Origin of the sequence: Diaphorobacter ruginosibacter (assembly GCF_014395975.1) — a bacterium.
GTDB classification, from domain to species: Bacteria; Pseudomonadota; Gammaproteobacteria; order Burkholderiales; family Burkholderiaceae_C; genus Diaphorobacter_A; species Diaphorobacter_A ruginosibacter.
The window spans coordinates 2,232,500-2,252,047 of sequence record NZ_CP060714.1 but is presented as its reverse complement, the minus strand read 5'-3'; the positions used below and the strand labels follow the sequence as shown (position 1 = coordinate 2,252,047).

General features: G+C 60.4%; 17 protein-coding genes. 2 read left to right on the top strand and 15 right to left on the bottom strand.

Annotation, left to right across the window (positions count from 1 at the left end; genetic code table 11):
- Positions 1–6: 6 nt before the first annotated feature.
- The 10 genes from H9K76_RS10185 to pdxR all read right to left on the bottom strand — a co-directional run bounded on the left by H9K76_RS10185 (position 7) and on the right by pdxR (position 10,540).
- The gene (locus H9K76_RS10185) at positions 7–1,248 is read right to left on the bottom strand and encodes a thiolase family protein (RefSeq protein ID WP_187600046.1); all 1,242 of its coding nucleotides are present in this window, start codon (positions 1,246–1,248) and stop codon (positions 7–9) included.
- Between the two features lie 26 nt (positions 1,249–1,274).
- Positions 1,275–2,273, bottom strand: a complete 999-nt coding sequence (locus H9K76_RS10180; protein ID WP_246475446.1) for a branched-chain amino acid ABC transporter permease — start codon at positions 2,271–2,273, stop codon at positions 1,275–1,277.
- The gene (locus H9K76_RS10175) at positions 2,270–3,142 is read right to left on the bottom strand and encodes a branched-chain amino acid ABC transporter permease (RefSeq protein ID WP_187600045.1); all 873 of its coding nucleotides are present in this window, start codon (positions 3,140–3,142) and stop codon (positions 2,270–2,272) included. The genes H9K76_RS10180 and H9K76_RS10175 overlap by 4 nt, the downstream gene beginning before the upstream one ends.
- An 18-nt stretch (positions 3,143–3,160) precedes the next feature.
- The gene (locus H9K76_RS10170; protein WP_246475444.1) at positions 3,161–3,877 is read right to left on the bottom strand and encodes an ABC transporter ATP-binding protein; all 717 of its coding nucleotides are present in this window, start codon (positions 3,875–3,877) and stop codon (positions 3,161–3,163) included.
- Positions 3,874–4,641 (bottom strand): ABC transporter ATP-binding protein, encoded by a 768-nt coding sequence (locus H9K76_RS10165; RefSeq protein ID WP_187600043.1) that lies wholly within the window; start codon positions 4,639–4,641, stop codon positions 3,874–3,876. Before H9K76_RS10165 ends, H9K76_RS10170 begins: the two co-directional genes overlap by 4 nt.
- A 16-nt stretch (positions 4,642–4,657) precedes the next feature.
- On the bottom strand, positions 4,658–5,824 hold the full coding sequence (locus tag H9K76_RS10160; RefSeq protein ID WP_246475443.1) for an ABC transporter substrate-binding protein: 1,167 nt from the start codon (positions 5,822–5,824) through the stop codon (positions 4,658–4,660).
- A gap of 132 nt (positions 5,825–5,956) precedes the next feature.
- Positions 5,957–6,673 (bottom strand): TetR/AcrR family transcriptional regulator, encoded by a 717-nt coding sequence (locus H9K76_RS10155; protein ID WP_187600042.1) that lies wholly within the window; start codon positions 6,671–6,673, stop codon positions 5,957–5,959.
- Positions 6,674–7,742: 1,069 nt separating this feature from the next.
- Complete coding sequence (locus H9K76_RS10150) at positions 7,743–8,045, bottom strand: hypothetical protein (RefSeq protein ID WP_187600040.1); 303 nt, start codon at positions 8,043–8,045, stop codon at positions 7,743–7,745.
- Positions 8,046–8,715: 670 nt separating this feature from the next.
- A complete protein-coding gene (locus tag H9K76_RS23665; protein WP_425489688.1) occupies positions 8,716–8,943 on the bottom strand; it encodes a recombination directionality factor in 228 nt (75 codons plus the stop codon).
- A gap of 115 nt (positions 8,944–9,058) precedes the next feature.
- The gene (gene pdxR / locus H9K76_RS10145) at positions 9,059–10,540 is read right to left on the bottom strand and encodes a MocR-like pyridoxine biosynthesis transcription factor PdxR (protein ID WP_187600038.1); all 1,482 of its coding nucleotides are present in this window, start codon (positions 10,538–10,540) and stop codon (positions 9,059–9,061) included.
- 108 nt (positions 10,541–10,648) lie between these two features.
- Between pdxR and H9K76_RS10140 the strand changes: the two genes are divergently transcribed.
- Both H9K76_RS10140 and H9K76_RS10135 read left to right on the top strand, forming a co-directional pair.
- Positions 10,649–11,878, top strand: a complete 1,230-nt coding sequence (locus tag H9K76_RS10140) for a benzoate/H(+) symporter BenE family transporter (RefSeq protein WP_187600036.1) — start codon at positions 10,649–10,651, stop codon at positions 11,876–11,878.
- A gap of 4 nt (positions 11,879–11,882) precedes the next feature.
- Entirely contained in the window at positions 11,883–12,701 is an 819-nt protein-coding gene (locus tag H9K76_RS10135) for a YggS family pyridoxal phosphate-dependent enzyme (RefSeq protein ID WP_187600035.1), read from the top strand.
- Positions 12,702–12,839: 138 nt separating this feature from the next.
- Here H9K76_RS10135 and H9K76_RS10130 read toward each other — a convergent pair whose 3' ends face one another.
- From H9K76_RS10130 to H9K76_RS10110, 5 genes are all read right to left on the bottom strand, one after another.
- Complete coding sequence (locus H9K76_RS10130) at positions 12,840–13,937, bottom strand: porin (protein ID WP_187600033.1); 1,098 nt, start codon at positions 13,935–13,937, stop codon at positions 12,840–12,842.
- Positions 13,938–14,045: 108 nt separating this feature from the next.
- Positions 14,046–15,512, bottom strand: a complete 1,467-nt coding sequence (locus H9K76_RS10125) for a carotenoid oxygenase family protein (RefSeq protein WP_246475442.1) — start codon at positions 15,510–15,512, stop codon at positions 14,046–14,048.
- A 188-nt stretch (positions 15,513–15,700) separates the two neighbouring features.
- Positions 15,701–16,891: an ABC transporter substrate-binding protein gene (locus tag H9K76_RS10120; protein ID WP_187600031.1), complete on the bottom strand. Its 1,191-nt coding sequence runs from the start codon at positions 16,889–16,891 to the stop codon at positions 15,701–15,703.
- Between the two features lie 25 nt (positions 16,892–16,916).
- Entirely contained in the window at positions 16,917–18,776 is a 1,860-nt protein-coding gene (locus H9K76_RS10115) for an AMP-dependent synthetase/ligase (RefSeq protein WP_187600029.1), read from the bottom strand.
- Positions 18,767–19,543 carry an ABC transporter ATP-binding protein gene (locus H9K76_RS10110; protein WP_187600027.1) on the bottom strand — a complete coding sequence of 259 codons (777 nt, stop codon included), beginning with the start codon at positions 19,541–19,543 and terminating at the stop codon, positions 18,767–18,769. Before H9K76_RS10110 ends, H9K76_RS10115 begins: the two co-directional genes overlap by 10 nt.
- Positions 19,544–19,548 lie beyond the last annotated feature (5 nt).

Below are 19,548 nucleotides of genomic sequence, written 5' to 3'. Positions count from 1 at the left end.
CGCGCCTCACTCCTTCTGCAGAATACTGATAACGATGGCGGCGGCGTCCTCACCGATCCAGCCACCGCCATTTTCCGCGAGCGCGGTGCGAGCACCTGCTACCTGCCGCGGGCCGCAGCGTCCACGCAGTTGATCGGTCAGCTCCACGAGTTGAGCGCAGCCAGAGGCTCCGATCGGGTGCCCCTTTCGCAACAGCCCACCGGAGGGATTGACCGGAACGCGGCCACCGAGCCGCGTAGCCCCGCTGTTCAGCAATGCCACGGCCTCGCCCTCGGCGGCCAAACCAAGATACTCGTAGTAGATGAGTTCGGCCGGTGCGCCCGCGTCATGGAGCTCAATTACGTCTAGCGCCTCTGGGCCCAGGCCTGCGGCTTCGTAGGCTTGCCCGGCCACGACCGGTACTAGCCGCTCCTTCTTTCCAGTACCTTCCGCATAGTCCCAGCCCGAGGCCAGAACGGACGACATTACACGCACCTTGTCGCGCAGGCCAAGTTTCCGTGCTGCCTTTTCCGACACCAGCACCAGAGCTGCAGCACCGTCGCCTATAGGCGCGCACATCGGGCGTGTCATCGGATCCACAATCATGGGCGCCGCCAGTACCTGTTCTACCGTCAGCACGTCCTGGAACTGCGCCTTCGGATTCAAGCTGCCATGAAAGGAGTTCTTGGCCGCCACCGCCGCAAAGTCGCGCTGCGTCGCGCCGCACTCCGCCATGTAGTCGCGCGCCATCGCGGCGTACACGTCCATGAACAGCGAGCGTGAGCGCCCCGGTCCCGCCAAGTCGGCAGTCGATCCGCTGCGCGACAGGTTGGCCTGCAGCATGGCCATGACATGGTCGATGGCTTCCAGATCCACAGCGCCATGGAATACCGAAAAGGTGCGCGCCTTATCTTCGCTGTAGAGCTTCTCAAAGCCTGCGACAAGCACGATGTCGTATGCACCCAACGCAATCATCTGCACTGCTTGCTGAAAAGCCGTGGCCGAAGTTGCGCAGGCATTTTCGACATTAATGACAGGAATTCGTCCAATGCCGATGCCGCGCAGCACGACCTCGCCAGGAACGAGCACCTGCCCGGTCATCACGCCGGCAGCGGCATTGCCCATGTATGCAGCCTGCAACTGCGAAGCACTAATACCTGCATCAGCGATAGCCTCGCTGATCGCCTCGGCGGCGAGCGACTTGAGGCCACGATTAAGGTGTTTGCCAAAACGGGTCATGCCCGTGCCGGCGATATATACGGATTGCATGAAGAGAACCTTAGGGTTAGGGGAATTTAAGAATTTGCGCGGCTGCGCCAGGCGTGGGTGATCCAGCCACTCAGGCCATTGGGGGCGAGAAAGACCACGGCAAGCAACGCGAAGCCGAAGATCATCCAAGGCGCGGATTTCGACAGGCTCTCAGCCCCGTTAGGCGTAAGAACGATGAAGGCTGCTCCCAGAAAAGCCCCCCACAGACTGCGTACACCGCCTACAAAACTCCCCACCAGCAACGACACCGAGAGAAGGAATGGGAAGCTTTCAGGCGAGACAAACTGGCCAGCCACCACGCTCAAGGCACCTGCCAGGCCAGTAAACGCTGCGCTGAGACCGAACATCTGCGTGCGGATGACGGGAATGTTGAGTCCACCGGCCGCAGCCGCGAGAGGCTGGTCACGCGACGCATCCACCAGACGGCCAAACTGCGTACCAAGAATGCGCTGTGCCAAAAGAAAGGCGGCCAGAGCACAGGCTGCGACACACATCATGATCGCCCAGTCCGCCCGATCAGCCAACATACCGGGGAACGTGGGCTTCTCCAGGATGATTCCCTGCACACCACCTGTCAGCCACTCGATCTGCTTCCATTTGAGCGCTTGCGGCGTTACCACTGCCACCGCGAAGGTAGACAGCGCCAGATAGAGCATGGGCAGGCGCAGTGCCGGGAAGCCGAACAGGAAGCCCGCCACAAAGCACAATACCGCCGCTGCGGGTACGCCCACATAAAGCGGCCAGCCCAGGTGGTGCGATAGCACCGCCGCCGCATAAGCCCCCAAGGCAAAGAAGGCGCTATGCCCGAGGGAGACCTGGCCGGTGTAGCCGCTGAGCAGATTCAGGCCCATGATGGCAATGCCGTAGATCAGCACCTGCGTCATCACATATAGCGGGTAGCTTTGCCAGCCAAAGGACCAGGCCACAAGAGCAAGCCCGGCTGCCAAGGCACCCCAGCGCAGCCAGATTGGCGACGCCAGCGGGTGTTCCATCGCATTGTGGGTATGGTTGATGTTCATGCTCATACCCTCACCTGAACAGATTTGCCGAAAATGCCAGAGGGCCGCACCACCAACACGGCGATGATCAAAAGCATGATGCAGGTCAGCTTCAGGTCGTTGCCGACCACGTATGCGCCCAGCAGATTTTCCAGCACGCCGATGGCGAAGCCCCCAGCCACGGCTCCCACCGGGCTGGCAATACCACCCAACAATGCGCCTGCTAACGCGTAGATCAGGGGGCTCATCATCATCGACGGCTCCAGGAACACGATGGGCGCCGCCATCAACCCAGCCACGGCGCCGGCCACCGCCGCGAGGCCCCAGCCTACGGCCAATACCTTGTTGGTATTGATGCCCACCAACTCTGCGGACGAAGGATTCACCGCCACCGCGCGCATCGCCAGACCGAAGCGTGCGAAGCGGAAGAACACGAAAACAGCGAGCAGCTCCACAACGGTGGCCAGTAGAATGCCCGCCTCGTGAGCCGAGAGGAAGGGTTCGGCATGACTGAGAACGCCGCCAAACGGCGTGGCGAACTCCTGCAGTTCATGTCCGAAAAGCCAACCCGCCAGACTGTTGAGAATGATGAGCAGCGCGATGCTTGCGGCAACGACCGAAAGTACCGGCTTGTGCCGCAGGGGCTGGAAGATCACTCGATCAAGCGCAAGCCCGAGCAAGAAGGACCCCACGACAACGATGGCAAAGGCCGCCCACCACGACGCGCCCGCCTGAACGAGAGCCCAGCTCATGTAGGTAGAGAACATCGCCAACTCGCCCTGTGCGAAATTGACGGATGCAGTGCAGCGGTAGATAAGCACAAGCGCAACGGCAAGGCTGGCATAGATGCCACCCGCGGCCAGACCTGAGGCTATCTGATGAAGAAATGCTTGCATGGAAAGTCCTTGTGGGGGTCAATGGCCGAGGTAGCTGCGGCGCACGGTGTCGTCTTCGCGCAACGCTGCGGCAGTGCCTTGCGCAGCAATCCGGCCACTCTCGAGCACATAGGCCCTGTCGACCAGATCGAGCGCAATGTTGGCGTTCTGTTCCACGACCAGTGCCGTGAGATGTTCGCGCTCCCTCAGCTCGCGCAAGAGTTCATAGATTTCCTGCGTCACGCGCGGCGCAATACCGAACGAAGGCTCGTCGAGCAGAAGCATCTTGGGACGCATCATCAGCGCGCGGGCAATGGCCAGCATCTGCTGCTCTCCGCCGCTCAAGGTACCCGCCGTCTGCTTCGCACGGGTAGCCAGCTTGGGGAACAACGTCTGCATCCGAGCAAGGTCTTGCTCGACGCCATCCCTGTCACGGCGGCGGATCGCGCCAACATACAGGTTCTCCAGTACCGTCAAATCCGCGAAGGTGCCGCGACCCTCCGGCACATGTGCAACGCCCAGCTCAGCTATTGCGGGCGCAGGCAGGTCGATGACGTCCTGCCCCTCGAAGCGCAGCGTGCCTGTGGATGTCACCTGCTGGTGGCTGATTGCGCGCAAGATGGAGGTTTTGCCGGCCCCGTTGGCGCCGAGTAGCGCCACCATTTCTCCGGCCTGCACATGAAGATCAATACCATGGACCACCGCAGTTCGACCATAGGCCACACCAAGGTTGAGGATTTCAAGCCGCTGGGTCACAGCACGCCTCCTAGATAAGCATCAATCACCGCTGGATCGTTCGCCACCACCTCGGGAGAGCCCTGGGCGAGCTTGCGACCGAAGCTGAGGACAGCGAGGTCCGAGCAGGTCTTCATCACGAAGCGCATGTTGTGCTCAACGACCACCATGGTCAGCTTCAGTTCCTCGTGCAAGTGCAGCAGCACCTCTCGCAGCTCATCCACTTCGCCAGCAGTGAGACCTGCGGCGGGTTCGTCGAGCAGCAACAGCCTGGGCCGCGTTACCAGCGCACGCGCGATTTCCACACGGTGCTGGATACCCACCGGCAGCTCCGCCACGCTGCGGTCCGCATAGGCAGACAGTCGCAACGTGGCCAAGGCGGAGTCGGCTGCATGCGCGATCTCCTGCTCGGCTGCGCGGACCACACGCGAGCGCAGCGCAGCACCGAACATGGACACTGGCAGCCGCGCGTGCGCACCCACCATCACGTTCTCGCGCACCGTGAGCGACGGGTAGAGGGCGACGTTCTGGAACGTCCGGCTTAGACCGAGCCGCGCCACGCCGTGGCGCGGCATGCGCGTAAGTTCCGTGTGCCCTAAGCGCACACTGCCGCGCGTGGGCCGGTATAAACCGCTAATGCAATTGAAGCACGTGGTCTTGCCCGCCCCATTCGGCCCGATGAGGCCAAAGATGCTGCGCTCAGGCACATCAATTGAGACGGCGTCCAGTGCAACGACGCCGCCAAAGCGGATCGTCAAATCGCGTACGGAAAGAATGGGAACCATGGCTGCATCCATCCCATCAGGCAGACATCAGCTTCCAGCTCGAACCATCGAACTGCTGCAGGCGGAGGCCCGTCACCGGGTGCGGCTGGGTATCGCTGGTCTTGATGCGCAGGCCAGGCAGCATCATGGGCAGTTCCATGTCGAGGCGACGTGTCTGGCGCACGATGTTCTCTCGCGAGAGGTCGTTGCCGCACTGCTTGAGCACTTGCACCACCGTTTGTGCAATGCAGGTGCCATATACAGCGTTGTAGTCCTTGGCTGCGCCACCGTTGTATTTGTCCATGAAAGCATTCCAGGCCAAGAGGCCGGGATCATCCTTCCAGGTCGGATCAGCTGGGTCTTTGAGAAAAGCGGCGCTGATGACCCCCTTGACCTTGTCCAGTCCTATCGGGGCGAGCACCTTGGGCACCGAAGACGAGTTCTGGTTGATGTAGATCGTCGGCTTCCAGCCGATGTCATGGGCCTTGCGCAGCGACTGGATCGTCGCCTTCGGTGAGCCCCACATAACCAGTACATCCGCACCCGAAGCCTGCATGGTGACTACCTGTGAGTCCACCGTTGGATCCGTGACCTCGTGGGATTCTTCGCGCACGATCTGCTTGACAGCGACGCCCAGGCCTTCCTTGAGGCCGCGCAGCAAATCCTTGCCTGCATCGTCATTCTGGTACAGTACGGCAATCTTCGCGTTGGGCCGCGTCTGCAGAATGTGCTTGGCCATGGTGCGGCCTTCGTCGGTGAAAAGCGGCTGCCAGCCCAGGCTCCAGGGGAATTTGGCAGCATCCTCAGCCCATGTGGCAGCACCGGACCCAATGAAAAGCTGCGGCACCTTCGCGCTGTTGAAATAGCCTCGCGCTGCCACCCCAGTGGGCGTGCCCACGGGGGATGCGACAAAAGCCACCTGTTCACGCTCCACCAAGCGGCGTGATTGCTCAACAGTCTTCGGAGGACTGTAGCCATCGTCGAGCTGCACCAGCAAAAGCTTGCGCCCGTCCACGCCACCCTGGACATTGACAAAATCAAACCAGGCGGCCAGGGCCTTCCCGATGGTCGCATAGCTCGCGGCTGGCCCGCTCAGCGGCAGCGTTTGGCCTATCTTGATTTCACGATCCGTCACTCCCGGAGTTCCCGAGCGTTGTGCGCGGGCCAGATCGGCAAAGCCGGTGAGCATGGCACCGGAAAGCATGGTGATGAAATGTCTTTTCTGCATGTTGTCTCCTGTCGTGATTGGAATAGCTGGGTAGTCAGGGCGCAGGTAGCCCTTGGGCCTCAACTGAGGCACCAAAACGTGTCAATTCAGTGGTGGCCCTCGGCTGCTTTATGCAGCGGAGGTCTTGCGCGTTAGTGAGTTCTTTGCAGCAGTCTTTGTGCTGGTACTTGCGGGGGCCTTCGCAGGCCCCTTGTTGGATGCAACGCCGCTCCATAGCACCGAGAGCATCGGCTCAGCTTGGGCTACCAACGAATAGCTGCGGCGGCGGTACTCCCACATGAGGAAAGCCCGGTTGAAGATCGCATTGAACATGTCAAGGATCAGCCGGCTATCCAAGTCGTGCCGGACCGCTCCTTGCTGCTGCGCGTCCTTGATGGCATTGAGCATGCGCAGCATCAGCTCGCGTTGTGCATAGCTCGGATCACGCATCCAGCGCTCCAAGGGAACAGTCATGAAGATGATGCGACCTATGTTCGGGTTCTTTTCGTAGAACTCGAAGTGCAACCTCAGCACCCCCAGCAATTTGGAGTGCAGGTCTCCATCGCCATCAAGCGGCTTCAGCGCTGCCGGGTAAAGCCCGCTCAACCAATACTGGATGAAATAGAACAGCAGCGACTCCTTGTCTCCGAAGTAGCGATAGATCGTGCGAAAGCTCATGCCGGCTTCGCGAGCAATCGTTCGCATATCTACGCGGTGAAAGTCACCCGCAGCGTAGATCTCCATGACGACAGGGGAAAGGCGTTCTCGCACGGTTGCAGGAACGGCTTGTTCGGTCGGCTCGGATGCCGGCGCCTCATTGCCGCCTGGGGCTACATGTTCTGACATTGGTATTCATCCATGGGTAACATCATTACCCCAAGGATAACATCATTACCCAAAAGAATCGCAAGGGTTTACCCGTCAAAACCCAATGCTTGGAAGCATCGCACTTTTGCAGCTTGTCCAGCCTCACGCTGATGCCCCGTACCGGAACCGTGGCTGCTGCCTGTTTCGATGACACCTTGTTAATATGAAAGATGAAACCGGAGGTGGTTCATGCAGAGAAGAAAGACATTTAGCCGCGAGTTCAAACTTGAGACGGTCAAGCCGGTGGCCGAGCGTTGCGTGTCTACGGTCCTGACGACTATCGATAGCACCCGCATCCCAATATAGACAAAAGAAAAAAAGAGAGTCAGAAAGGAGGAACCCGGCGCCTGCCGTGTTCATCCTTTGCTTTCCTCACGTCGCATGCTCAGAGTTTTTGAGTGCGATAGTCACAACCTCCGCACATCTGCCCTGCAGCCGCGCTCCATCCGCAGAGCAAAGAATGCATTGCCAAAGTGCGTCCCGGGACACACGAGCGCCAAACCCGCTGCCCCACGGCGCGCTCCATGCATGATTGACGACCAGCGCAGCCCCGATGACATAGCTTGGTCGGGGCGCCTTTCCCTCTGCCACTTCAGACAGTGCCGTCATCTCCACACCCACCACCCAGACCCAGCAGACGGTGTCCTCCAACTGGCCTTGGTGTCTACGCTGCAACACCAGTTTGAGCAGTACACATCCTCCACGCTCCAGAACAGTTCCTAGACAATTCATCGACTCGGTTCCAGTGGTCGTGGCGCTCCGGATCTCGCATCCCGGAAACATTGCGCTCCACCCATGGTGGTCATCTATAGGTGAGCTCAATGGCCGAGAGACAGCAATACTGCGCAGAGGCCGCTGCATCATCACTGCCGCACTGCGCCTCAGGCACCATTCCAGGCCTTCCGGATCCGATACGCTGCCGCGATCTGTATTCGGAAACAGGTAGCTCCAGCGCCTGCGCCCCGATGGGCTGACCACTCGGTATTCCCACGGGCCATCAAACCGGATGCCACGCATGTAGCGATGTATGAGCGCCTTGTCTGCAGATTCAGCCATGCCGCTTGTCTCGCCCTCTCTCGGGTTGACGCATCTCCTGCAAATGCATCCCCTGCCCCGTGGGCTCTGCTGCCTGCGGATAGAACTCCCGAACGATCTCCGTCGCCTCCTGCTCCAGTTCCTCAAACAGGCCCAGCGCATAGCCATCTCTGGCTGCTTGCTCCAGCGCTTCCTGGTCGTGGCCCACCTCCTGCGCATATTCCGCAGCCTGTGCTGCCTGGCTGATGGCTGCGTCGAGCTGCATTCCATTGCGGATACCCAGGTCCACGTAGTAGATCGGCGTGCGGTGTGACATGGGCGTGAATTTGGCGCGCACCCACCCGGATAATCTCGTTCAAAAAAGCATACTTGTGGGGCAATGCATTGTTGAAGATGAGATCGTGACAATTGGTCCAGTTCCCGCACGGCCATGCCCTCCGTCTCGACTTGGCTTGAGCGCTATGCCGGATTAACCGCGCCAATCCCCATAAATGCAAAAGCCGCCCACTCGGGACGGCTTTCTAACTGTTCCCGCTCTTACGCTCTTGCTGGCTGGTCAGCTGATCTATGTAGGTTTCGCGAACTTCCAGCGGTCGCCACCTCGATACTTTTCCTGATTGGCTGGGCCTTCTTCCTCGTTGGCTCACCCTGAGCAGACACCGCAGTTGAGAAGACCTCAATCTTGCTTTCCAGAGTCCGAAGCAACTCAACTGCGGAATCTCCGGTAAGGTCACCGTCCGAACTCACCTCGCATATGCGAAGCGCATCTTTGGCCCCCATCAGATAGGCCGTCTTGAACACCCTTACCTGATCCTGCGAAAGGCCTTGCGAAGTCTGCGACAAGGGTTTAGCTATGGACCACATAACATCTCCAGAATTTCAAATGGTCAAACACATTTACGAAAGAAGAGGTTAGTACGAACTGGCGTCAGTGGATTAATTGTTAATTGATTGTTACTCGCAAGTAGGGAACTCAGGGCTTCCGCTTACAACAGGGAGCGATAGCGACCGGGTGCCCCCAATCCGACCTTTCGGCTTGACCAGCCTTCAATGGCCAGCGCACACAGATCCGGGTCTTCGCAGGGGTGCTCAACGCCCTTGGCGGTCATGCGCTTGCGGGTCTGTCCATCTCCCACACAGAGGGGTCGTGTCGTGGCCCGGTCGAACAGGGTGTAGTTAGCCCGCAGGTTCAGGGCGGGATCGTTGAACAGCACGCGGATGTTTGTGTCGGCACTTTTTGCGCGCCCCTATTGCTAGCAGGCATCGCCGTCGCTGAAGATGTCTGCAATACTCCACTTGTTCAGTCAATTTGCAAAGAAGCGCCGCCGGTCAGCAGCACTGCGCACGCAGCACCTCTTTCAGTTTCTTGACAGCAACCTCCAACTCATGCGGTGTATGGGCAGCAAACCCCATGAGAAAGCCCGCCTTGTGCCGCTTGGACAGGTGCAGCGCCGTCAAGCCGAGCAAGTCGATACCCGCACCGCGCGCTGCATCCACCACGGCGCGCTCCGAAACCAGCCGGGTAAGAACACAGGGCATCTGCATGCCCCCATCAGGAACCCGAGGCTCCAGAAAATCGCCCAGATGCTCGCGAACCAGTCGCGCCAGTACGTCGCGCCGCTCGGCATAGACAGCGCGCATGGTTCGCACATGTACCCCCAGGTGCCCGCCTTCAATGAATCGCGCCAAGGTCAATTGCGGAATGGGTGCGCTGTGCCCGTCCAGCAAGGTGCGCGCCACGGTCATCGGAGCAACCAGTGACGGCGGAAGCACCATGTAGCCAATGCGCAATCCAGGAAACATCGACTTGGTAAAGGTGCCGATGTAGATCGTGCGCTCCTGTGGATCAAGCCCCTGCACGCAGGCCGTAGGCATGCCAGCGTAGTGGAATTCGCTGTCGTAATCGTCCTCGATGATCCATGCGTCTTCCCGCTGCGCCCAAGCAATGGCCGCCAAGCGTCGATCCAGCGTTAGCGTGGCGCCAGTGGGGAATTGGTGGGAGGGTGTCAGAAACATTGCTCTGGCGGACGGCGTGGCGTGCAACAGATCCGTCCGCATGCCGTGGGCATCCAGCGGCACGGGTACGCACTCCAGCCCTGCTGCCTCGAAGGCCTTGCGAGCCCCGTGATACACCGGGTCTTCGATGAAGATGCGATCACCGGCATCGAGGAGAACCTGGGCACACAAGGTCAACGCCTGCTGCGAACTGGTCAGCACCAGCACCCGCTCGGGTGTAGCACGCGCACCCCGCTCCAGGTTCACATAGTCGGCAATGGCCCGGCGCAATGGCTCCATACCCTGGGGCGGACTGTGCAGCAGGGCCTGGGTACAGTGCTCCTTGAGCACTTGCCGCTGCAACCGTTCCCAGGTTTGAAGTGGAAAGTTGCGCGTCTCCGGTACGCCGGGGGCAAAGGCGCGCGGCGCGAGGAAATCACGCACACCTCCGCCAGCGAACATGGCCGCACCGCGCCGGCTCAGGCGCAAGGCGGGTACGCGCGTGGCCTGGCGTCGTACCAGACCACGCCCAGGAAGGCGCTGTACCTGTTCCGACACGAAACTGCCACTCCCCACACGCCGCTCGATGAAGCCTTCGGCGTGCAGTTGGCTGTAGGCGGATTCCACCGTATCGCGTGAGACGCCCAGCGATTGGGCCAGTGACCGTGATGCGGGTAGAGGCCGCCCCACGTCCAGCGCACCCTCAAGAATCAATTGGCGCACTGCCCGCTGGATGCGGGCATGCAGCGGCAACGCGCGGTGAGCGGGGTCACCTATCCAGGCTTTGACGGTTTCGAGTTGAGCGTGCTTGAACAATTGGTCTGTATACCTTCAAAAAAATGGCATGAAGCAACCATCCATTTCAACTCTATAAATCGGATACCTCACGCGGTCAATCGTTTTTTCGGGAGAGCTATCAAGATCATGTCATCCGCCCACACGCCTTCGTCTCTTCACTGGAGCGATCTCGTTCATCCCGTAGTGGCCGGCCTCATCTCGGTCATCGTCAACTATGGAGGGACCTTCATCCTGGTGTTCCAAGCTGCCAGGGTGGCGGGCCTCAGCCCGGAGCTGACGGCCTCTTGGGTATGGTCGATTTCGATTGGTGTGGGAGTGACGGGGCTGCTGCTCAGTTGGATGACACGGGAGCCCATCATCACGGCGTGGTCCACGCCCGCAGCGGCCTTCCTGGTCACGGCCTTGGCCACAACGCCGTATGCTGAAGCAGTGGGGGCCTACTTGATCTCAGCGGGAGCTTTCGTGGCACTGGGGCTGTCGGGGTACTTCGAGCGTGTCATCCGCCTCATTCCTACGGGCGTGGCGGCGGGGCTGCTCGCAGGCATCCTGCTGCAGTTCGGCACCAGGGCATTTGGCGGCATGAGCGTCGATCCCGCGCTGGCGGGCCTGCTGATCGTGGCCTATGTGGTGCTCAAGCGGTTTTTGGCACGCTATGCCGTCGTAGGCATCCTGGTGCTGGGATTAGCCTTCTTGCTGTTGCAGAACCGGGTTGACCTTTCCGGGTTGGAGTTGAAGTTCGCAGCTCCGGTATTTACCAGGCCGGAATTCTCGCTCAACGCCCTGCTCAGTGTCGCGCTGCCGATGTTTCTGATTACCCTGACCGGCCAATACATGCCCGGGATGCTCGTGCTGCGCAACGATGGCTTCAGGAGCAGCGCCAATCCTGTCGTCATGGTCACCGGCCTAGGCTCGCTGCTGATGGCGCCGTTCGGCTCTCATGCCTTCAACATCGCCGCGATCACGGCCGCAATCGCCACAGGACCTGAGGCGCATGAAGACCCGTCAAAACGCTGGATCGCGGGTGTTGCCGCTGGCGTGTGCTACATCCTGGTCGGTGTGTTCGGGGTCACGCTGGCCGCTGTTTTCATGGCTTTTCCTGCTACCTTTATCACCACGCTGGCGGGCCTGGCCCTGCTAGGAACCATCGGTGGCAGCCTGGCTACCGCACTGGCGGATGCCAAGGCACGCGAAGCCGCACTGATTACCTTCCTGGCCGCAGCGGCCAACATCACGCTGTGGGGTATTGGCGGGGCGCTCTGGGGATTGATCATCGGACTGCTCGCCTATGCCGTGCTGAACGGCCGGATGCCATTGCGCACGGAGCCGGGCTCGGTCCTCTCCACCAAGAAGGGATAACGCGATGCGCACTCTTTCAGAAACCCCGACCCGTCACGATCAGCACGGGCTGTACCCCGAGGCCATCAGCGTGGAAGACTTCCGTCGCAACCTCGCCGCCGTGCAGGCCCGTATGGATAGCGCCTGCCAGCGCGTGGGACGCGATCAGGCCAGTGTGCGGCTGCTACCTGTCAGCAAGACCAAGCCCGAGGCCAGCCTGCGCCTGGCCTACGCCGCCGGCTGCCGCATGCTGGGTGAAAACAAGGTGCAGGAGGGGCATGGCAAGTGGGAGTCGATGCAGGATCTGGCTGATCTCCGCTGGTCAGTCATCGGCCACCTGCAAACCAACAAGGCCAAGCTGATGGCGCGTTTCGCCAGTGAATTCCAGGCACTGGACAGTCTGCGCGTAGCCGAGGCACTGGACAGGCACATGCAGGCCGAAGGACGCTCGCTCGACGTGTTCGTACAGGTCAACACATCGGGGGAGGCGAGCAAGTACGGCCTGAACCCCGAGGATGTGCCCGCCTTTATCCGGCAATTGCCTACCTTCTCAGCGCTGCGCGTGCGTGGCCTGATGACGCTGGCACTCTTCTCCGCAGAGGCCGGGCGGGTGCGCCAGTGTTTCGCCCTCCTGCGAAATCTGCGCGACCAGTTGCGACAAGACGCTCCCACAGGCATGGAGCTGGAGGCGCTATCGATGGGTATGTCGGGCGACTTCGAGATCGCCATCGAGGAAGGTGCCACCGTGGTTCGCGTGGGACAGGCCCTCTTTGGCGCGCGCGCCTTGCCGGATAGCTACTACTGGCCGACGGCTTCTCATTCCAACATGCAGGCCCCGTCATGAAAACCGCCATCACCGCTTGGCTTCCGCTCCATCTTTCGCAACCCACAAAGGCTTCTCTCAGGTACATGCGTACCTCCACCAAAGCTACACCCCGAGATAGGCCTTCATGAATCTGCGCGCATGGAGGGAATGAATGGATCAGAAGTTGTGCTTCACGCCAGCATAGATCATCCGCGTCTTGGCTCCTGAGTCCCCTGCAGCCATTTGCAGGCCACCGGAGAGGCTGCCGTTCCAGAAGTTGTACTGGCCATTTTTCTGATTGCGCAACTCGAGCACGGATACATCCAGCTGTGTTCGCTTGCTCAAGGAGTATTGATAGCTCACGGACAGCATCTTCGCCCCGGAATCTTGGAATTTTGTGCCATTGATCTTGGTGGACATTGCCTGCCCCCAGGTGGCCGACACCAGGTGCGGACCGAATCCGTAGGCGACAGGGATCGCATAGGAGACGCGTTGCTGCGAGGATCCGCTGGCCGTATCGGTCACTTTGTTTCGATCGACCAGCAAGCCCGCGCGCCATCCATTGTTCAGGTACCCGATACCCAGGCGGTCCGCATCCTGGTCGAGCGTTCCGACAGTCTGCGCAGGCAAGACGCCCTGCGCGCGGCGCGCCATGTGGTAGTAGCCTACCCTGAACGGGCCGTTGGTGTATGTCGGGTTGACATACCAGGTCTTGTTGCGCTTGTTGACGGCAGACTCCGCATCGAACGAGTATGACGCCATACCCGAGAAGCCGCCGATATTGGGGGCTTCATATCGAATGGTGTTATTCAAGAAGCTGCCCGCAAAGTAGGAGCCGTTGATCGTGCCCAGCACGTTCAGAGAGTTTGCCGCATTGGGTGCCGCGTCAAAGGAGCCATGGAAGTCAATGAGAAACCAGTGATGGCTGAAGTACACCGACTGGCGACCCAGCTGCAATCGCCCGAGGTCCTTGTCGCCGAGTCCCACGTAGAAATTACGGCCGGCACCTAGAGCACCGGTGTCGCCCGCGAAGTCCCATTCCAGATGGTAGTAGGCGCTCTTGCCGCTGCCGAGATCTTCTTTTCCATCCAGGTACCAGAAGCTGGTGTTGTTGGTAACTCGGGTGACGCTTGGATCAGCACCCCCTCCACCTCGCACGGACACGTTGTCCATGCCCAGCTTGACCTGGCCGCCGAGTGTCACGGCAGATTGAGCCAGGGCGGCAGAGGATGCCGTCGCCAATCCAATCGCCACCACGATAACAGTCTTATTCACGTTGTCTTCCTTTATGACTAAAAATTTTCTTGCAATGAATTCCCACCAGAAATTCCGTTAACTCAAGCGAACACCTCCTATCAATTCAAAATTGAGAACTGCAGAGGCTTACGCGGCAAACGAGTCCGCACCCACCCAGGTCGCATGAAAACCGTTCGGAACACGCTGCGGCAAGATCACCTTGGCAACCGGCCCATCTGCAATGAGCTTGGCGTCGAAAACCCACACCTCGGAGCGACTCTCGTGGGTGTTGAAGACGAAACCCACGACGTAGCCGTCGTCCTCGTCCACCGCGTTGTCCTTGCGTGCGAACGGCGCTTCGCTGAACCAGTAGCCCAGACCGGGGTGATAGGCCGTGGCGCTTCCCAACAGCAAGTCGTACTTCGCAATACCGGCAAATTGCGGTTGCTCGAGCGTGCGCATACGCCCCATCAGCACGTTGTAGGAATATCGATTGCGGTGGCCTTGATACCAGCCATTGATCGTTGGAAACTCGGTGTTGAGGATGTCATCGACCACACCTTCCCGTGTCTTTCCTGTTGCCAGGTTGAATCGCCACTGGTACAGCTCGTAATCCGTTCCCTGCGTGCCAATCGTGAACAGCAGGCGCTGCTTGTCGAGTGAGCCATCAAACTGCTTCGGCATGCTGTATGGCGTGCCAAGCATCACGATCTCAGTTTCACCACGTGCGTTGACCTCCTCCCACGCGTTCAACACATGGAGCATGTAGCGCGGATCGGCTTCGAACCACCGGATGTCCTCCACCGCACCGTGGCGAGGAATCACTGCAAAGCGCGAAGGCAGATGCTCATGGAAGTCCAGGCTGTAACGTCCCGCAGCCAGGGCATCAGGGCTGTTGACCAGCGGGAAGTCATGCAGGATGCTGAAGTTCTTGGTAATCGCCATGTCGTGCGGAAGGCGCGGCCCAGGCAATTGCACGGGTATGAGTGTCTTGAGCGCACCATCGGCACCTACTACTCCGTAGTGCATGTATGGCGCTTTGTTGCCATATGCAAAGAACATGAATTCGCCGGTGCGCTCGTCCACGCGAGAGTGCGCAGAGATCTGCAAACCGATCAGCCGAGGATCGGGCTCGAGCTTGCCGAGGGTCTCCAATGTCTGCGGATCGACCTGGTACACGGAGCCGCCGCGATACCACATGGACAACAGCTTTCCGTTGTGGAATTTCACGTCTGTATTCGACGTGTTTTTCAGCGCATCATCCGGGAGCGTGCCTGTCGGCATGCGCCCCTTCAGTCCGGGAAGCCGCGCGCGTCCCGCCGCGCGATCGGCCAGCAAGCCTTCGGTGAGCACCCAGCGATTGCGGAATTCAACGCGACCGCGTTCGAAGCGGACCGCATGCAACATGCCATCGCCATCAAACCAGTGGTACTTCCCTTGAGGTTGAAACTGCGGCGACGGACCATTGCGCACATACAGCCCATTCAGATCCTCCGGCACCTTGCCGATCACCTTCAACTGGTCATCGACCAGCTCTCTATGAACAGGCTCCCAACCCCCTTGCAGATTCGGATTCTCAATGAGATAGGGTTGGCGATCTTCAATTATTTCCACGACGTACTCCTTCGCTATGGCCTGCCTGCAGCGCGCTCACTGCATATTTCAGGACAGCACTTCCCCGCCTGCCCGGCGGGCAGGACTGAAAAATCAACAGACTCAATTCACTCTTTGGGATCGATGCGCATGCTTTCCAGGCGTCGAATCAGATGGTCGGTCCTTGCCTGCAATGCACGCATGACTCGTCATTTCCCATCAGTAGGCGGGGCGATCTGCACCCACTTGCCACCCTTTGCCTGATCAATCGAAACCAGTTCAGGCATGGCATGGTTGTTTTTCCAGCCAAGACGCGTATAGGTCGTGAAGTCCTCGTGCGTCACGCCCTGCATGGCTTTGGCGAATTTTTCTGCACTCAGGTCGCGGCCCGCGGCCTGCAGGCCGTCGATGAACCACCCCATCGACGAGTAGGCATTGGCTGCGTTCTCGTCGGCGTCCTGGCCGAAGCGGGCCTTGTAATCGGTGAAGAATTTCTTGGCCGAGGGGTCGCTCGTCGTGGCGGGGTCATGCAGCTTCCAGCCACCAATGCCGTAGAGGCCTTCCACCGTGTCCTTGCCCAGTGCCGTGACAACGCTGCTGCGGCCTGGGATGCCCGTGAGGACCTTCACGCCCGTCCAGTTGAGCTTCTTCACCTCGGACATCACGCCCACGGTTTCCCGGATCACCGTGCCCGAGAAAATCAAGTCCACGTTGGCCGCCTTCATCTTGGCGACCTGGGAAGAGAAGTCGATATCGCCCACCTTGTATGCGGCTTCGGCGGCAATATTCAGATTGGCCTGTTTCATGGCCATGCCGACGCCCGTGCGCATCAGATCACCCAAGGGGCCTTCCTGGTAGATCACCCCGATGCGCGACACACCCCAATTCTTGATGGCCCAACCCAGGCCGGTCGCAGTGGTGGAATCGTAGTTCTGCACAGTGGTGAACAGCAATGGACTGTTTCCGGCCACTTTCTGGATCACCGCCGATGCGGCCCAGGGACCGAACACGATGACACCCGCATCGGTGGCCATCTTTACCGTGGCGGCGTTGGTTCCCGAGCCGAACGAGTTGACGATGGCAAACACCTGGTCACTGCGGATCATCTTCTGCACGGCGCGCACGGCCATCTGCGGCTGGCTGCCGTTGTCCTCGGTCACCAGCTTGATCTTGCGGCCGTGGATGCCGTTCGCATTGGCCTCGTCGATGCGCATCTGCATGGCGTTGCGCAGCATGGCGGAGCCTGTTGCGGTCGGCCCCGAGAGATCAAGGTGGGTGCCCAGCAGGATTTCCTTGTCGCTCACGCCAGCCGCATGGGCCATGCCCAGGGTCAGCGCAGATGCAAAGGCCAGCAGGCGCCGGCGATGGATCGGCAGGGTGCGTGCAGTCGTTTCGGTCATTTCTTGTCTCCTTGGTTGTGGTGTTTCACGCGGCAACGGGCAGCGGTTTGGCAGGGCTCGCATACATGCCATCGATCAGCGGTGCGTACTTGCGTGCGACCACCTTGCGCTTGAGCTTCATCGTGGGCGTGAGCTCTTCGTCCTCTGCGCTCAGCAGCGTGTCGATGATCCTGAAGTCCTTGATCTGCTCCACGCGCGCGAGTTGCGGGTTGATGCGCTCGACCTCGCTGCGGATCAGCGCGGCGATCTCCGGCGCATGTGCCAGGCTGGTGTAGTCGGTGTAGGGGATCTGCTGCTCCTGCGCATACCGTGCCACGTGCTCCTGATCGAGCATGACGAGGCAGGTCAGGAAGTTGCGACCATCGCCGATCACCACGGCATCCGTGATGTATGGGCTGAACTTGAGCAGGCTCTCGATATGGCTGGGCGTGATGTTCTTGCCGCCCGAGGTGATCAGAATGTCCTTGATCCGGTCTCGGATTGCCACGTAGCCAGCCTCGTCGATCTCACCGCAATCGCCGGTGCGCAGCCAGCCTTCGGCATCGATCGCCTCGCGGGTCTGCTCGGGCAGATGAAGATACCCTCCGAACACGTTGGGGCCGCGTACCTGGATCTCGCCTTCCGCGCCGATGCGCATTTGCGTTCCCGGCGACCGCATGCCCGCCCACCCCAGCTTGATGCCCCCCTTGGGTGTGGATGCACAGAAGCCTGCCGTTTCGGTCATACCGTAGGCTTCGCGCAATTCGATGCCGCAGGTCAGGAACCAGCGTATGAGTTCCGCGGGCACCGGAGCTGCTCCCGTGAGCGCACTGCGCACGTTCTGCAGGCCCAGGAACACCTTGACGTTGCGAAGCGTCGCCCAGCGCACCAACCGCGTGAACCAGCCCTGTCGCGGGACGGGTTGACGACTCAGCCTCGCATCCACCGCCTGCGCACCGCTCTCCCGCGCCCTGGCGTAGGCCCATCGTGCAAGCGGCACGGCATCGCGCATGAACAGATCGACCTGCGAGTACATCTTCTCCCAGAAGCGTGGCGGCGCAAACAGTACGTGCGGAGCCACTTCGCGCAGATCGTTGGTGACCGTGCCGGCATTCTCGGGAAAATGCACAATCAGTCCTACCGCGAGCGGATTGAAGACGGTGGACATGCGCTCAGCGATATGACACAGCGGCAGGAACGACAGTGACTTGTTGCCCGGCTGGACGTCCAGGTACTCCTGCACCTGCGTGAGCTGAAACACCACATTGCTGCACAGGATCATCGCGCCCTTCGGCGCCCCTGTCGTTCCCGACGTATAGACGAGAAACGCCACATCCTCCGAGCGCCCGCTGTCGATCGCGGCCTCGAACACAGCCGTTTCGGTGGCTGCGCGTCGTTGGCCCTCCAGCACGAAATCATCGAAGAAGCTGACTTGCGGATCGGAGAAATCCCGCAGTCCGTCGCGCTCCATGACCACGATGGTGCGAAGCGCGGGGCATTGCCCGCGCACGGCAAGCACCTTCTCGAGCTGCTCCTGGTTCTCGACGAAGACGACCTCTGCGCTGCAGTTCTGCAGGATGTAGAGCACCTGGTCCGCCGATGACGTGGGGTAGATGCCGTTGCTCACCAGCCCCATGCACTGCGCCCCCATGTCCACATACAGCCATTCCGGACGGTTCTCGGCCAGCACGCAGACCACTGCGCCACGCTCAAGCCCCGATGCATGCAGTTGCAGCCCGACCGCGCGCGCATTGGCGTAGTAGCCCGACCAGGTCACGCTCTCCCACAGGCCCAGGCGCTTGCGGCGCAATGCGGGTTGATCCGCCCATTGCAGGCTGCGCAGGCGGAACAGCTTGGCAGGCGTATCCTGCTCCAGATAGCGGATCGCTTCATTCATCATCGCCATGTCTTTCTCCGCTTCCAGCGCTGCGCTGTGCCCGTCACTCCGGTGTGCGCTCCCCCACCGAGATAGGAGTTCTGCACGTCGGCCTTCTTCGACAGTGCCGCGCAGGTGTCGGCAGCCACCACACGCCCCAGTTCCATGATGTAGCCATCGTCGGCGTGCGCTAGCGCGATCGCCGCGTTCTGCTCCACCACGAGGATGGCCGTTCCCGTCTCATCGCGGATACGGCAGATGATCGAAAAGATCTCCTTGGTCAGCAATGGCGACAGCCCGAGCGATGGCTCATCCAGCATCAACAGCTGCGGGCGTGCCATGAATGCACGGCCGATTGCAACCATCTGCTGCTCGCCGCCCGAAAGCAGCCCGGCGTGCTGCAGCAGGCGCTCCTTCAAGCGGGGAAACCATGCGTACACCCGCTCCAGATCACGCTGCACGCCATCGGTATCGCGGCGTGTATAGGCCCCCATGGCGAGGTTGTCCTGCACCGAGAGAAACGGAAATACCTGCCGCCCCTCGGGCACCAGCACCAGCCCGAGGCGGCAAACCTCGTCCGCATCCAGGCGACTCACAGTCCGGCCGGCGAACTGCACCTCGCCCTTGAACGGGTCGATGACACCGGCGACGGTGTTGAGCAATGTCGTCTTGCCCGCACCATTCGCTCCCAGCACGGCCACCATGCGTCCGGGCTGAACCTGAACGTTCACGCCCTGGATGGCAACGATCGGCCCGTACCAGGTTTCCAGATTCTTTACTTCCAGCAATGCACTCAATTGAA

Coding starts and splice junctions, on each gene's coding strand:
- H9K76_RS10180 (WP_246475446.1), bottom strand. CDS start 2,273: ATGAGCATGAACATCAACCATACCCACAATGCGATGGAACACCCGCTG.
- H9K76_RS10185 (WP_187600046.1), bottom strand. CDS start 1,248: ATGCAATCCGTATATATCGCCGGCACGGGCATGACCCGTTTTGGCAAA.
- H9K76_RS10160 (WP_246475443.1), bottom strand. CDS start 5,824: ATGCTTTCCGGTGCCATGCTCACCGGCTTTGCCGATCTGGCCCGCGCA.
- H9K76_RS10155 (WP_187600042.1), bottom strand. CDS start 6,673: ATGTCAGAACATGTAGCCCCAGGCGGCAATGAGGCGCCGGCATCCGAG.
- H9K76_RS10150 (WP_187600040.1), bottom strand. CDS start 8,045: ATGTCACACCGCACGCCGATCTACTACGTGGACCTGGGTATCCGCAAT.
- H9K76_RS10135 (WP_187600035.1), top strand. CDS start 11,883: ATGCGCACTCTTTCAGAAACCCCGACCCGTCACGATCAGCACGGGCTG.
- H9K76_RS10165 (WP_187600043.1), bottom strand. CDS start 4,641: ATGGTTCCCATTCTTTCCGTACGCGATTTGACGATCCGCTTTGGCGGC.
- H9K76_RS10120 (WP_187600031.1), bottom strand. CDS start 16,891: ATGACCGAAACGACTGCACGCACCCTGCCGATCCATCGCCGGCGCCTG.
- H9K76_RS10115 (WP_187600029.1), bottom strand. CDS start 18,776: ATGGCGATGATGAATGAAGCGATCCGCTATCTGGAGCAGGATACGCCT.
- H9K76_RS10175 (WP_187600045.1), bottom strand. CDS start 3,142: ATGCAAGCATTTCTTCATCAGATAGCCTCAGGTCTGGCCGCGGGTGGC.
- H9K76_RS10140 (WP_187600036.1), top strand. CDS start 10,649: ATGTCATCCGCCCACACGCCTTCGTCTCTTCACTGGAGCGATCTCGTT.